The organism is Providencia hangzhouensis (assembly GCF_029193595.2).
GTDB lineage: Bacteria > Pseudomonadota > Gammaproteobacteria > Enterobacterales > Enterobacteriaceae > Providencia > Providencia hangzhouensis.
Map to the genome: position 1 here is coordinate 3704582 of NZ_CP135052.1, position 14148 is coordinate 3718729.

Annotated in this window: 16 protein-coding genes; 5 read left to right on the forward strand and 11 right to left on the reverse strand. The window is 40.9% G+C overall.

Translation table 11 applies throughout. From position 1 onward, the window contains the following. Positions 1-5: 5 nt before the first annotated feature. From sspA to zapE, 4 genes are all read right to left on the reverse strand, one after another. On the reverse strand, positions 6-647 hold the full coding sequence (gene sspA / locus PZ638_RS16880; RefSeq protein WP_004258227.1) for a stringent starvation protein SspA: 642 nt from the start codon (positions 645-647) through the stop codon (positions 6-8). Between the two features lie 545 nt (positions 648-1192). After that, positions 1193-1585 carry a 30S ribosomal protein S9 gene (gene rpsI, locus PZ638_RS16885; protein ID WP_004258235.1) on the reverse strand — a complete coding sequence of 131 codons (393 nt, stop codon included), beginning with the start codon at positions 1583-1585 and terminating at the stop codon, positions 1193-1195. 14 nt (positions 1586-1599) lie between these two features. Continuing rightward, positions 1600-2028, reverse strand: coding sequence for a 50S ribosomal protein L13 (gene rplM, locus PZ638_RS16890; protein ID WP_004258237.1), 429 nt, complete (start codon positions 2026-2028; stop codon positions 1600-1602). A 307-nt stretch (positions 2029-2335) separates the two neighbouring features. Further along, positions 2336-3466 carry a cell division protein ZapE gene (zapE, locus tag PZ638_RS16895; RefSeq protein WP_094961517.1) on the reverse strand — a complete coding sequence of 377 codons (1131 nt, stop codon included), beginning with the start codon at positions 3464-3466 and terminating at the stop codon, positions 2336-2338. A gap of 346 nt (positions 3467-3812) precedes the next feature. Between zapE and zapG the strand changes: the two genes are divergently transcribed. The 3 genes from zapG (at position 3813) to degS (ending at position 7170) form a co-directional block, all read left to right on the forward strand. Further along, positions 3813-4217 (forward strand): Z-ring associated protein ZapG, encoded by a 405-nt coding sequence (zapG, locus tag PZ638_RS16900; protein WP_004258244.1) that lies wholly within the window; start codon positions 3813-3815, stop codon positions 4215-4217. A 378-nt stretch (positions 4218-4595) separates the two neighbouring features. After that, positions 4596-5990, forward strand: coding sequence for a Do family serine endopeptidase (locus PZ638_RS16905; protein ID WP_094961516.1), 1395 nt, complete (start codon positions 4596-4598; stop codon positions 5988-5990). Between the two features lie 115 nt (positions 5991-6105). Next, a complete protein-coding gene (degS, locus tag PZ638_RS16910) occupies positions 6106-7170 on the forward strand; it encodes an outer membrane-stress sensor serine endopeptidase DegS (RefSeq protein WP_004258255.1) in 1065 nt (354 codons plus the stop codon). Between the two features lie 98 nt (positions 7171-7268). Here degS and murA read toward each other — a convergent pair whose 3' ends face one another. The 7 genes from murA to mlaF all read right to left on the reverse strand — a co-directional run bounded on the left by murA (position 7269) and on the right by mlaF (position 12117). Further along, entirely contained in the window at positions 7269-8531 is a 1263-nt protein-coding gene (gene murA / locus PZ638_RS16915; RefSeq protein ID WP_004258258.1) for a UDP-N-acetylglucosamine 1-carboxyvinyltransferase, read from the reverse strand. Positions 8532-8583: 52 nt separating this feature from the next. Continuing rightward, entirely contained in the window at positions 8584-8838 is a 255-nt protein-coding gene (ibaG, locus tag PZ638_RS16920) for a BolA family iron metabolism protein IbaG (protein ID WP_004258269.1), read from the reverse strand. Positions 8839-9060: 222 nt separating this feature from the next. Beyond that, positions 9061-9351 (reverse strand): lipid asymmetry maintenance protein MlaB, encoded by a 291-nt coding sequence (gene mlaB, locus PZ638_RS16925; RefSeq protein WP_094961515.1) that lies wholly within the window; start codon positions 9349-9351, stop codon positions 9061-9063. A 1-nt stretch (position 9352) separates the two neighbouring features. Beyond that, positions 9353-9982 (reverse strand): phospholipid-binding protein MlaC, encoded by a 630-nt coding sequence (gene mlaC, locus PZ638_RS16930; protein ID WP_094961514.1) that lies wholly within the window; start codon positions 9980-9982, stop codon positions 9353-9355. A gap of 35 nt (positions 9983-10017) precedes the next feature. Then, positions 10018-10521, reverse strand: coding sequence for an outer membrane lipid asymmetry maintenance protein MlaD (gene mlaD / locus PZ638_RS16935; protein WP_004258272.1), 504 nt, complete (start codon positions 10519-10521; stop codon positions 10018-10020). A gap of 3 nt (positions 10522-10524) precedes the next feature. Beyond that, positions 10525-11307, reverse strand: coding sequence for a lipid asymmetry maintenance ABC transporter permease subunit MlaE (gene mlaE / locus PZ638_RS16940; RefSeq protein ID WP_004258277.1), 783 nt, complete (start codon positions 11305-11307; stop codon positions 10525-10527). 6 nt (positions 11308-11313) lie between these two features. Continuing rightward, the gene (gene mlaF, locus PZ638_RS16945) at positions 11314-12117 is read right to left on the reverse strand and encodes a phospholipid ABC transporter ATP-binding protein MlaF (RefSeq protein WP_004258281.1); all 804 of its coding nucleotides are present in this window, start codon (positions 12115-12117) and stop codon (positions 11314-11316) included. A gap of 476 nt (positions 12118-12593) precedes the next feature. Between mlaF and kdsD the strand changes: the two genes are divergently transcribed. Both kdsD and kdsC read left to right on the forward strand, forming a co-directional pair. Next, positions 12594-13562 (forward strand): arabinose-5-phosphate isomerase KdsD, encoded by a 969-nt coding sequence (gene kdsD / locus PZ638_RS16950; protein WP_036958027.1) that lies wholly within the window; start codon positions 12594-12596, stop codon positions 13560-13562. Between the two features lie 14 nt (positions 13563-13576). Next, positions 13577-14137: a 3-deoxy-manno-octulosonate-8-phosphatase KdsC gene (gene kdsC / locus PZ638_RS16955; protein WP_004258291.1), complete on the forward strand. Its 561-nt coding sequence runs from the start codon at positions 13577-13579 to the stop codon at positions 14135-14137. Positions 14138-14148 lie beyond the last annotated feature (11 nt).

Sequence of the window (14148 nt, forward strand, 5' to 3'; positions counted from 1 at the left end):
TTCTTTTAGCCTCTTGTAGACAAACGCATTTCGCGCTCAGATTCAGTCAAAGATGCTAAGAATGCGTCACGTGCAAACACACGTTGCATATATAATTGCAGATATTTGCTGCTAGATGGGTTCAATTCAATACCGAGTACAGGTAAACGCCATAGCAACGGAGCCAAATAGCAATCTACGAGACTAAACTCTTCACTCATGAAGAATTCCATTTCAGCAAAAACAGGAGAAACCGCAATCAGTTCTTCAGAGAGTTGGCGACGAGCGTTTGCTGCCTCTTGCGCACTACCATTCTCTATTTTGCTCATTAATGAATACCAATCATTTTGAATGCGGTGCATCAATTGACGGCTAGTCCCACGTGCAACTGGATAAACAGGCATTAATGGCGGATGAGGAAAACGCTCATCAAGGTATTCCATGATAATGTGTGGGTCATACAGAGTCAGGTCACGATCAACTAATGTTGGAACGCTTTGGTATGGGTTGAGATCAATCAGATCTTGAGGCAGATGACCGGGTTCGACATGTTCAATTTCAACACTTACCCCTTTTTCAGCCAAAACAATCCGTACCTGATGGCTAAAAATGTCAGTAGGGCCAGAGAACAATGTCATTACCGAACGTTTATTAGGAGCGACAGCCATTAAAACCTCCAAAATACAAAATGGACGAAATGTAATTAATTTTTAATTACCCATTACCCATTTTAAAATCCCCTGTGTTTAACTCTCATTTATCCATACTGAAAGTCAACACAACCCTCCCGCACAGTAAAGGCGAGAAATGTGAAATAAAAAAACAGGGGCATATTCTAACAGATTTTGTACAACTTAGGGGGAACACACCGAAAAAATCACAGATTTATTTCATTCTTAGGTTCAAAAAGATAAAAATTCAGAGTTTTTTAATGAAAAAGCAAAGATAAATAGAATAAAAAACCTAAAGTAAACTCTAGGGTTCGGGTTATATTTAGTAGAATTATCCCAATATTGTTCCACTAATAATTATTTTTGATTTTAGACTAAATTATTATTTTTCTCTTTAATTATATTCATTCTTTTATAAAGTATCATAATTAGACACAGCTATTCTAGCATCAATAATAAAAATGTAAGTAAAACAATAGGCAATAAAAAACCCGCCATTAAGACGGGTTTTTTCATCAATTTTATACCCAAAGGGTAATAAATTAACGTTTGGAGAACTGTGGACGACGACGTGCTTTGCGCAGACCCACTTTTTTACGTTCAACAGAACGCGCATCACGGGTAACGAAACCAGCTTTACGCAGATCAGAACGAAGAGTCTCATCATAAGCCATCAGTGCACGAGTAATACCGTGACGGATTGCGCCTGCCTGACCTGAAATACCACCACCTTTAACAGTGATGTACAGATCCAATTTTTCCAACATTTCAACCAACTCTAACGGCTGACGAACGACCATGCGCGCAGTTTCGCGACCAAAGTATTGTTCCAGTGTACGTTGATTGATTGTGATGTTACCGCTACCCGGCTTAATAAAGACACGAGCAGATGAGCTTTTGCGGCGACCAGTGCCGTAGTATTGATTTTCAGCCATTGCTATAATCCCGATTAAATGTCAAGAACTTGCGGTTGTTGAGCCGCGTGGTTGTGCTCATTACCTGCGTAAACTTTCAGTTTACGGTACATTGCACGACCCAGAGGTCCTTTTGGCAACATGCCTTTAACCGCGATTTCAAGCACACGCTCAGGACTGCGAGCAATCATTTCTTCGAAAGTTGCTTGCTTGATTCCACCTACATGGCCAGTGTGGCGATAGTAGATTTTGTCTTCGCGTTTATTGCCGGTAACAGCAATTTTTTCTGCATTCAGAACGATGATGTAATCACCAGTATCCACGTGCGGAGTATATTCCGCTTTATGCTTACCGCGCAGACGGCTAGCAATTTCAGTTGCAAGACGGCCTAAAGTTTTGCCATCTGCATCAACAACGTACCAGTCGCGTTTTACGGTCTCTGGTTTAGCTGTAAAAGTTTTCATTAAAACTTACCCAATATTGAAGTTACACGTTGGTGAACACTCATGTTCATAAGCTTTCTGAGGTTCACACGACTCTTTGTCCAGTAAACCTACCCCTTCGAGCAGCCTAACTGGCATTAATGCGTTATTTTTTGGGAAATAAAAAACAACGCTGTAACGTGGGGTCGCAAGATTATAGAGAAGTCAGAAACAAAAATCGACCCCAAATGCATTTTTTTTACGTTTGCTCAAATAAACATCGTATATTGTGCTTAAATCATGCAATTCAGGTAACTTGTTCGCTAATAACCCTGCTTTGTCGTTTACCTTAAGTTAAATGAGGTATTTTCAGGTACTCTTCACTTTGCATTTCTTGCAATCGAGACAAGCAGCGTTGGTACTCAAAAACCAAAAGTTGCCCTTGATACAGCGACTCCATTGGCACTTCAGCATTAATGACTAATTTAACTTTTCGTTCGTAAAACTCATCAATTAACGCTAAAAAACGACGCGCTGGATTTTCATCTGTTGCTCCCATCACGGGGACATTGTACAGCAACACAGTGTGGTAGCAATTTGATAGGTAAATGTAGTCATTTTGGCTACGAGGCTCTTCACATAGAACTTTAAACTCGATGGCTAGCACCCCTTCCGCAGCATGAATGGCTTGCATCTTACGATGATTAACCTCTAAAACGGGATTTTGCTCCCCTTGCTTACCCGCCAATTTAACGAAAACCTCATCTAAATGCTGACGATTTTGAGAATTAATTGGGGATAAAAAAAGATGCGCTTGAGTTAAAGTTCTTAAGCGGTAATCAATGCCTGCATCGACATTCATTACATCACAGTATTTTTTAATTTGCTCAATAGCAGGTAAGAAACGAGCTCGCTGCAAACCGTTACGATAGAGATTATCAGGGATGATATTTGAGGTAGCAACCAGTGTGATACCTCGAGCAAATAGCCCTTCGAGTAAAGTGCCAAGGATCATAGCGTCGGTAATATCTGACACAAAAAATTCATCAAAACACAACACATCTGTTTGTTTTTTAAACTCATCCGCAATAATATCCAGCGGGTTCTCTTGCCCTTGTAATGCCATCAAATCTTCTTGTACTTTCTTCATAAAGCGATGAAAATGTAAGCGAATTTTACGGTTACCCGGTAAACTTTCGTAAAACATATCCATCAGCCATGTTTTTCCACGCCCTACTCCGCCCCACATATATAACCCTCTTACTGGGGTAATTGGTGCTGTCGATGCTTTACCAAGAAGGCGGCTAAAGCGTTGCTTTAAACCTGAGGGCTTATCTTGTAAAGTGGAAGAAGTTGTATTAACAAGCTGCTGATATATTTTATCTAAGCGTTCTACAGCGAGCTTTTGTACGTCATCTGGCTGGTAGTTTCCATCAGCCAGCGCTTGTTGATAACGTATTGTAGGGGTCATCGGCGACATTAACTGAATAATCCTTAAAAATTTTTCGGTTTTTTTACCGTTATTTGATATACACTGCCTTTATTATAACCAGATTCAGTTATCATTTAACTTTCGGTTAACGAGCCGCTATAGAGTAAGGAAATTCGATTTAAGATTCCACTCTTAATAAGTTGTTGACTAATTTAACCTACCTACTCAGGGCTTGTAGATTTTGTCATCACTTAACTAGCCAAATTACAATATGTTAAGACGCTTTACTTGACGCTTACATGCAACTTGAATTATTTAAGGTATAGTAACGGTAACAACATTTAATTTCTGCGAACATTGAATCTGTGAACATTGAAGTAATGAAGGAGTCAGCATGACCTGGGAGTATGCATTAATCGGATTGATTGTGGGTTTTATCATCGGTGCATTAGTTGTGCGCTATGGTAACCCAAAGCTTCGCCAACAAAAAACAGCGCAAGCTGAGCTAGACAAAAAAAGTACTGAACTCGAAGAGTACCGTAAAGAACTTGTTAGCCATTTTGCTCGTAGCGCAGAATTATTGGATAAAATGGCGCGCGATTACCGCCAGCTATACCAACACATGGCACAAAGTTCATCTGAATTAATGCCTGATATGCCAGCTCAAGACAACCCATTTAACTATCGTTTAACCGAATCTGAAGCAGATAACGACCAAGCGCCTGTTAAAATGCCACCAAGAGATTACTCAGATGGTGCTTCGGGTCTATTCCGTCCTATTGATGAGAAAGAAAAGTAAATTTTTATCTTTTATCACCAGTAAGCAGTGCTTACTGGTGATTTCCTATAAAACCTACTAAATTTTATCACTTTCCGTGTGTCTTCCATTATTAAATTTTTAGTTAATAATTCTGAACAAGATTTCCATCCAAATATAATTTAATAATTTATTTATCTACTGTATAGAAGTTAAAGTTTCACTTAAGGTACATGTAAATAGATGTAAAAGAGTGGATATTCGCTACCCGTCATGGGAACTTTTGCGCATAATCGGTGGTCATAGTCATCAGTAAAATTGAATCTGATACCAACCAATATTATCTCAACGCATTGTGTTTCTTCTAAAACCGCATTCACAGTGAGTTGATAACTTATTCTTGAGAGAATCGACTGAATTATGAAAAGAAAAAACTTTTTTCTTACCGCAGCAGCAATGAGTTTAGGCTTATCTTTAGCGGCTATTCCTGCGGTTAGTAGCGCAGCATTGCCTGCCACTTTACCTGCAACAGCACAAAGCCAGAACATGCCTAGCTTAGCTCCAATGCTTGAAAAAGTATTGCCAGCTGTAGTGAATATTCATGTGTCTGGTACTCGCGTACAGAACCAACAAATTCCAGAAGAGCTTAAATTCTTTTTTGGCCCGAATATACCACAACAGCAACAAAGCGTACGTCCATTTGAAGGCTTGGGTTCTGGTGTCATTATTGATGCTCAGCAAGGTTATATTTTAACCAATAACCATGTAATTGATGGCGCCGACAAAATACAAATTCAATTAAACGATGGCCGTGAAATTGCCGTTAACTTAATTGGGAAAGACCCACAAACCGATATCGCGTTATTGAAAATAAGCAATGCAAAAGATATCAAAAACTTAACTGCTGTTAGTATTGCAGACTCTGACAAATTGCGTGTAGGTGATTTTGCGGTTGCAGTCGGGAACCCATTTGGTTTAGGGCAAACAGCAACATCTGGCATTATCTCAGCATTAGGTCGTAGCGGCTTAAACCTTGAAGGCCTAGAAAACTTTATCCAAACCGATGCTTCCATTAACCGTGGTAACTCTGGTGGTGCTCTCGTTAACCTAAACGGTGAATTAATCGGTATTAACACGGCGATTTTGGCACCTGGCGGCGGTAATATCGGTATCGGTTTCGCGATCCCAAGTAATATGGCGAAAAACCTTAGCGAGCAGTTAATTAAACATGGTGAAGTAAAACGCGGGATCTTAGGCATCAAAGGTACTGAAATGAACTCCGATATCGCTAAAGCATTTAATATTGATGCGCAGCGTGGTGCCTTCGTGAGTGAAGTTTTACCTAAATCATCTGCAGCTAAAGCGGGTATTAAATCCGGTGACGTGTTAGTTTCCGTTGATGGTAAACGCATTAATAGCTTTGCAGAGTTAAGAGCCAAAATCGGTACCAGCCAAATTGGTAAAGAGATCACTATCGGTTTAATCCGTTCAGGCAAACCGATGGAAGTCAAAGTGGTTCTTGAGAACGATGAAGGCTCAACAACTAAAGCTGAAAAGTTGAGCGAATCCTTATTAGGTGCAACGATTTCTAATGCAACCGTTAGCAATACTAAAGGTGTACAAGTTGATAGCGTGGCACCAAAATCGCCAGCTGCCGCCATTGGCCTCGTAAAAGGCGATTTAATCTTTGGTGTTAATGACGCTCGAGTTGAGACTATTGAACAATTCCGTAAGATTATTGATGCTAAACCTCCTGTATTAGCAATGAAAGTATTACGTGACGGTGAAACCTTATATTTACTGATGAAAAATTAATTCATCAAAAACCATCTGAAAATCAACAAAACAGGTACAGTATCACTCTGCTGTACCTGTTTTTTTATGTTATGCTCTGAACATGTTTAAGCAATAACTAAATATTCTATATCCTATGGTGAAGAAGCTAACCTTATCTGTCATGCTTGGCCTGTTGACTGCATTGATTATTATCGTTGCGGTTCCTTCGTTGCGCCCCCAAGGTTTAGCCGACTTATTATATGGTAAAACAAATAGCGAGCCCGTCAGTTATAATAAAGCAGTACGCCGTGCTGCGCCTGCAGTAGTCTATGTTTACAGTAGCTCAAAAGGTAGTTTTTCCCAGTCAGGGCGTGAATTAAAATCCCTCGGTTCGGGTGTGATCATGAGCCCAAATGGCTACATTATCACGAATAAACACGTCGTTGATAACCCAGACCAAATCTTAGTCGCTTTACAAGATGGTGCTATTTTTGATGCCTTACTGGTTGGCTCGGACCCATTGACTGATCTCGCCGTACTGAAAATTGACGCTGATAACCTACCCGTTATTCCAATTAATACGCAACGGGTCACTCATGTTGGTGATGTCGTACTCGCTATTGGTAACCCTTATAACATAGGCCAAACCGTTACTCAGGGGATTATCAGTGCAACGGGTCGCGTAGGGTTAAGCTCTACCCGTCGGCAAAATTTCCTGCAAACCGATGCCTCAATCAACTCGGGTAACTCTGGCGGGGCATTAATTAATACCGAGGGGGAGTTAGTTGGCATTAACACACTTTCTTTCACAGCAGGCCAAGGCATTAGTTCTGAGGGGTTAAGCTTTGCCATTCCAACCGCCCTTGCCACTAAAATCATGGATAAGCTAATCCGTGATGGCCGAGTGATCCGTGGTTATATTGGTATTACGGCGCGTGAACTGCCTCAAATTAGGTCAAATAACAATAATATTAACCAAATACAAGGCTTGCGGGTTTTCCAAGTTGCCCCAAATGGGCCAGCAGCTAAAGCGGGCATACTACAAGGGGATATTATTTTATCGGTTGATGGCAAACCTGCTATTTCAGCCGCAGAAACCATGGATTTAGTCGCAGAAATCCGCCCCGGAAGCAAAACCGCAGTGCAAATCTTACGAGATGGCGAAATTAAAAACATTGATGTGATTATTGAAGAAATTCCTGATGAGCAGGCAGGATAATCATTGATAAATACTCTTTCGTAAAAAAAGGTTGCTCGATATCGAACAACCTTTTTTGATTCGCTGAATGGAGGAGCCCCATTCACCCTACCAATGCATTAATCATCTGAATGTACGCGTTGAATATCAGCACCTAAACCACGTAGCTTATCTTCGATGTGCTCATAACCACGGTCAATATGATAAATACGGTCAACTGTCGTTGTCCCTTCAGCAATGCAGCCCGCAATAACTAAACTTGCAGATGCTCGTAAATCTGTTGCCATTACCTGCGCACTAGTTAATTTTTCAACACCGTGACATAACACAGTATTGCTTTCAATTTCAGCATGAGCTCCCATACGGATCAGCTCAGGGATATGCATAAAACGATTTTCAAAAATCGTTTCAGTGATCATCCCCGCCCCATCAGCAACAAGATTAAGTAAGCTAAACTGTGCTTGCATATCAGTTGGGAACCCTGGGTGTGGTGCTGTACGTAATGTCACCGCTTTTGGACGCTTGCCTTCCATATCTAGGCTAATCCAGTCATCACCGATTTCAATTTTAGCCCCAGCTTCACGCAATTTAGCTAGCACCGCATCCAGTGTATCTGGGCGAGCATTACGGCAGATGACTTTACCGCGTGAAACCGCAGCAGCAATCAAGAATGTTCCCGTTTCAATACGGTCAGGCAGTACTTTATAAACTCCACCGCCTAAACGTTCAACACCTTCAATTACAATGCGGTCAGTCCCTGCCCCAGTGATTTTTGCACCTAGGGTATTTAGGAAGTTAGCGGTATCTTCAATTTCAGGTTCACGTGCCGCATTTTCAATTATTGTGGTTCCTTCAGCTAAGGTTGCCGCTGTCATAATAGAGACTGTCGCCCCCACACTGACTTTATCCATCACAATGCAAGCACCTTTTAAGCGACCATCAACCGTTGCTTTCACATAACCATCTTCTAAAGCAATCTTTGCGCCTAATTGCTCTAAACCAGAAATATGTAAATCAACAGGGCGAGCACCGATAGCACAACCACCTGGTAAAGAGACTTCACCATGACCAAAACGGGCAACCAATGGCGCTAAAGCCCAAATGGATGCACGCATGGTTTTAACGAGGTCATAAGGCGCGCAGTATGTCGTTACCGTGCTTGCATCGACATATACTGAGCCATTGCGTTTTACTTTAGTACCAAGTTGATTTAATAATTTAATCGTTGTGTCAATATCCCTCAAATGAGGGACATTCTGTATTTCTACTGGCTCTTCAGCCAACAGAGCAGCGAACAGAATTGGTAATGCCGCATTTTTTGCGCCAGATATCGTGACCTCACCCTCTAAGCGGGTTGGTCCTTTAACTAAAAACTTATCCATTCAAGTATTCTCGTATGTCGAATTTTACAGTCTGTTCGCTTAGGCTTTGAAATCAAAGGCCACTAAGTTTACGATCGCGCTCCCATTGCGCAGGGGTGTACGCTTTAATAGACAAAGCATGAATGCGGTTATCCGCAATATACTCCATTAAAGGTGCATAAATTGCTTGCTGTTGCTTAACACGGCTCATGCCGTCAAACATGTCACCGACAGCAATAACCTGAAAGTGGCTACCATCACCAGTAACAATAGCCTCATTCAGAGACAATTTTTCCATCAATACTTGCTTAATTTCGTTGGTATCCATAATGACTCAATTTATTAATTATTTGTGATTTATAATTTTACTCTAAATAGTGCAAATTGCATGCGTTGCATACAGAAACATCGCAATAAGAACAGCCAGAGCTTAATCCTCTATCCTAAAGGATTAGGCTTAACACTTAAACCAAAGAAAACGCCTCTCGTGCCGAAAAGCACATAGAGGCGCTCATTTTTACATAACTTGACCCAATTTAGGATATTTAACCTAATTGAGAATAACCTCTTGAACCCCGTATAGCTCAATCAATGTCTTCAAGTTATCACTGACACCAGTAATATTCAGTGAACGGTTTTTAGCTTGGAATTCACCTTTTAAGCGAACGAGCATCGCCAACCCTGTTGAGTCCACATGTTTAAGACCAGAAACATCTATACTTTCAGTATGTTCTAGCGATGACTCTTTTCTATTCCAAAACGACATAAGCGAATCACGGTCTAATGTCCCGTTGAAATATAGCGTTGTTTCAATGAGTTCCCATGCTAACAACTGACTCATATTACTTATTCTCTTCTAAAGTAATAGGTGCTTTTGCACTGATTTCTAACTGTTTTGTTAAGCCATCAACACCTTGCTTACGTAAAATATCACCCCATTCATTTTGCTTAGTTGTGATCATACTCACACCTTCTGCAATCATGTCGTAAGCTTGCCAGTAGCCAGTTTTACTATTTTTACGCCATTGGAAATCTAAACGTACGGGAGGGCGGCCGTTGGTATCAACAATAGTCACACGAATAGCAACAATGTTTTTATCTCCCAACGGTTGCTCTGGTGCTATTTGATACGTTTGACCATGGTACATGGCCAATGCTTGACCATAAACTTGCTCAAGGTAATCTTCAAACGCTTTGAAATAAGCCTCACGCTGTACTGGAGTTGCCCCTTTATAATAGGTTCCTAACACCAAAGCCCCTGCATATTTAACTTGTACATAAGGTAATAATTCCTCACGAACAATTGTTCTAAGGTACTCAGGGTCTTGCTTAATTTTAGGTTGCTCTGATTTCAAGCGGTTAAACGTTTTCGCCGCCGCTTCATCCATTAATTTATAAGGGTTGGTTTGGTCTACTGCCATGGCAAATGGCGCAATTGCCAACATAGCAACCATCATTAAACGTTTAAACATAATTCATTCCTTTATTCTTCAAAGGGAGCATCAAATTACTGTGCAGTTGACTCTGGCTCTGCACCTTGGCTATCACCACTTTTATATAAAAACTGGCCAATTAAGTCTTCTAATACCATAGCTGGCTTAGTATCTTCAAGACGCCCGCCATTTTTTAAGATTGCTATACCTAATTCTTCATCATCTGGGCCGATATTCATTGCAATATACTGTTCCCCCAACAAACCTGACGTGCGAATTGACAGCGAGCTTGAATCAGGAATATTGTCGTATTCGCTCAATAAATCAATTTTAACTTCAGGAACATAATTCTTTTTATCTAGTGTGATACTGGCAACTCGGCCAACCACCACACCACCAACTTTAATTGGTGAGCCTTCTTTTAAGCCACCAATATTTTCAAAAGAGGCTGAGATTTGATAGGTGGATTGGCTTCCTATCGATTTTAAATCAGCGACTTTTAAACATAAAAAGATAATTGCGGCAATCGCCAGCAACATAAAACAACCAACCCATATTTCACTTTTTTTACTTTGCATGACTTAGTTCCCAAACATCAGTGCGGTAAGTACGAAATCCAGTCCTAAAACAGACAATGACGCATGCACAACTGTTCTTGTTGTAGCTTGGCTTATCCCCTCCGAAGTTGGGATGGCATCATAGCCATTAAATAATGCGATCCAAGTCACTGTGATAGCAAAGACTAAGCTTTTAATCACACAGTTGACTAAATCTAGCCGCCAATCGACGGAAGATTGCATTGAAGCCCAGAAAAAGCCCTCATCAATCCCCTTCCAGTCAACCCCAACTAGTGCGCCACCTAAAATACCGACAGCAACAAAAATAAGAGATAACAACGGCATACTAATAAAACCAGCCCAAAACCGTGGGGCTATCACACGCCTAAGCGGGTCAACTGCCATCATTTCAAGGCTAGAAATTTGTTCAGTCGCTTTCATTAAGCCAATTTCAGCTGTTAATGCAGAACCCGCTCGTCCAGCAAACAACAAGGCGGTCACAACAGGGCCTAATTCACGTAATAGTGAAAGTGCCACCATCATACCTAAGCTAGCTTCAGCACTAAACGTAGTGAGAACCAAATAACCTTGTAACCCTAAAACCATCCCAATAAATAACCCTGAGACAGCGATGATCAGCAATGACTGCACACCAATAGCGTACAATTGCTTCATCAATAATGGCCATTGTTTACGAAACTCTGGTTTGCCGAGTAAGGCGCGAAACAGCATGTAACCTGCTCGACCAAACGCGGAAAATATATCAATCCATCGGCGTCCGAAGGCTGCTATCGCCTTTATTATCATCTTATTTTACCCTAATAAATCAGCTAGATAATCATTGGCGGGAAAACGGAATGGAACAGGCCCATCCGCAATACCATCAAGAAATTGTCGCACACGAGGGTCTTGGTTTTCACGTAATTCCTCACCTGTTCCCTGAGCAATGACGTGCTGCTGTGCAACAATATAAGCATTATCTGCGATGCTCAATACTTCTGGAACATCATGGGAAACCACGACACAGGTCACACCCAGTGCTTGATTAAGCTCATCAATCAATTTAACCAAAACCCCCATAGTAATCGGGTCTTGACCGACAAAAGGTTCATCAAACATGATTAAATCTGGGTCAAGTGCGATAGCACGCGCTAATGCAGCACGCCGTGCCATACCACCTGACAATTCGGATGGCATTAATTTTGCGGCGCCACGTAAACCAACCGCCTCTAATTTCATCATTACCGTAGTGTGAATCAGCGATTCTGGCAGATTCGTGTGCTCACGTAGAGGGAAAGCCACATTATTGAATACGTTCATATCCGTAAATAGCGCCCCTGATTGAAACAGCATGCTCATCTTTTTACGGGACTGATACAGCTTTGAGCGTGACAGTGTTGGAATATTGTCACCATCAAACCAAATTTCACCTTCGTTTGGCCGTAATTGGCCCCCAATCAAGCGCAGTAATGTGGTTTTACCAATCCCTGACGGCCCCATAATTGCCGTAATTTTTCCACGGGGAACGGTCAGATTAATATTCTCAAATATTTTCCGATTTCCTCGAGTAAAGGACATGTTCCGTACTTCAATTAAGTTGTCTGTCTGTGCTTGCATGTTAAATAACTCGTTATACACCACGCGTAAATGTTTTTATCCGTTCAGATGTTACCGAAAGATAAACTGAAAATCGTCAAATATCACAACAAAATAGAATTTATAGTATTATAGCGTCGAAAATATGACTTTTAGAATTACAACTCTGTTTTTATCAAAAGGAAACAGAGAAAAAACAATATAATTTATTTATAGTCAGCAAAAACTATCACTATTAACAGCAGATAGCTCTTAGAATGTTGTGATTACCTAACTTGAGGATACGCGAATTTGCATATCTGTTTTTGGTTCAAGATGCTAATAAAACCATCTTGTACGTATTAAATTCTACATCGAAGCACCCTAAAATACTCATTAAGTATAAAACTAACATTAAAAAGTGCTTAACTGACAAAATACTTACTGATACTAAGTATTCGTTATACAATTTGATTTCGCTAATCCGATTAACTTAAAAGCTACGCATGGAACTAGAAATGTCAAACTTCGATTTTCAGAAAGTAGGTAAAGAAGTTCTCCATATCGAACACGAAGGTTTAAAAAACCTAGAACAATATATCAATACTGACTTTGACAACGCTTGCCAGCTTATTTTTAACTGTGAAGGCAAAGTCGTCGTAATGGGAATGGGGAAATCGGGGCATATTGGCCGTAAAATTGCCGCTACACTAGCAAGTACAGGAACGCCATCATTTTTTGTTCACCCAGGGGAAGCTAGCCACGGTGACCTTGGGATGATTACTCATAAAGATGTTGTGTTAGCTATTTCAAATTCTGGCGAGTCAGGGGAAATTTTAGCCTTACTTCCTGTTTTAAAAAGAATTAAAGTGCCTTTAATCTGTATGACTAACAACCCTGAAAGTAATATGGGAAAATATGCAGATGTCCACTTGTGTATCAAAGTACCTCAAGAAGCCTGTCCTTTGGGGCTAGCACCGACCACGAGTACAACAGCGACACTTGTAATGGGAGATGCATTAGCTATTGCCTTATTAACTGCACGCGGGTTCACGGCGAATGATTTTGCGCTTTCGCATCCAGGTGGCGCACTTGGGCGCAAACTTTTACTCCTCGTTCGTGATTTAATGAATACGGGTGATGAAATCCCCCATATTCCTAAAAGCGCGTCTTTACGTGAGGCTTTAGTGGAAATCACCCGTAAAAAACTGGGGATGACAGTCATTTGTGATGATGACATGAATATTGAAGGTATTTTCACTGATGGGGATTTACGCCGTATCTTTGATATGGGAATCGACCTAAATAACGCTAAGATTGCTGATTTAATGACCCCCGGTGGAATTCGGGTATCACCAACAATGTTAGCGGTTGAAGCACTAAATTTAATGCAATCTCGGCACGTGACTTCGTTATTAGTCGCAAATGATAATAAATTAGTCGGTGTGCTACATATGCATGATCTGCTACAAGCCGGTGTTGTATAACATAAGGAAATACCATGACGTCTACCTTTTTGGAAACCTGCTATGGCCCTGTTGCCAATACTGTTTTAAATAAAGCAGAAAAAATCAAATTACTGATCTGTGATGTTGATGGTGTCATGTCAGATGGCTTGGTCTATATGGGGAATAATGGCGAGGAACTCAAAGCTTTTAATGTCCGTGACGGCTATGGGATACGCTGCTTATTAACTTCCGGTATTGAAGTCGCCATCATAACAGGAAGAAAAGCGAAACTTCTTGAAGATAGGGCTCAAACATTAGGCATTACATATCTTTACCAAGGTCAAAGCGATAAGCTTTTGGCGTATTACGAACTGTTAGATACACTACAATTATCAGCTGAAGAAATAGCTTATATTGGAGACGATCTGATTGACTGGCCTGTTATGGCCAAAGTAGGCTTATCCGTCGCCGTCGCTGATGCCCATCCTTTGTTATTACCGAGAGCTGATTACGTGACTCGTATTGGTGGGGGAAAAGGTGCAGTCCGCGAACTTTGTGACCTTATTTTGCTTTCTCAAGACAAACTGGAAGAAGCAAAAGGTTTATCAATATAACGAATAGATTG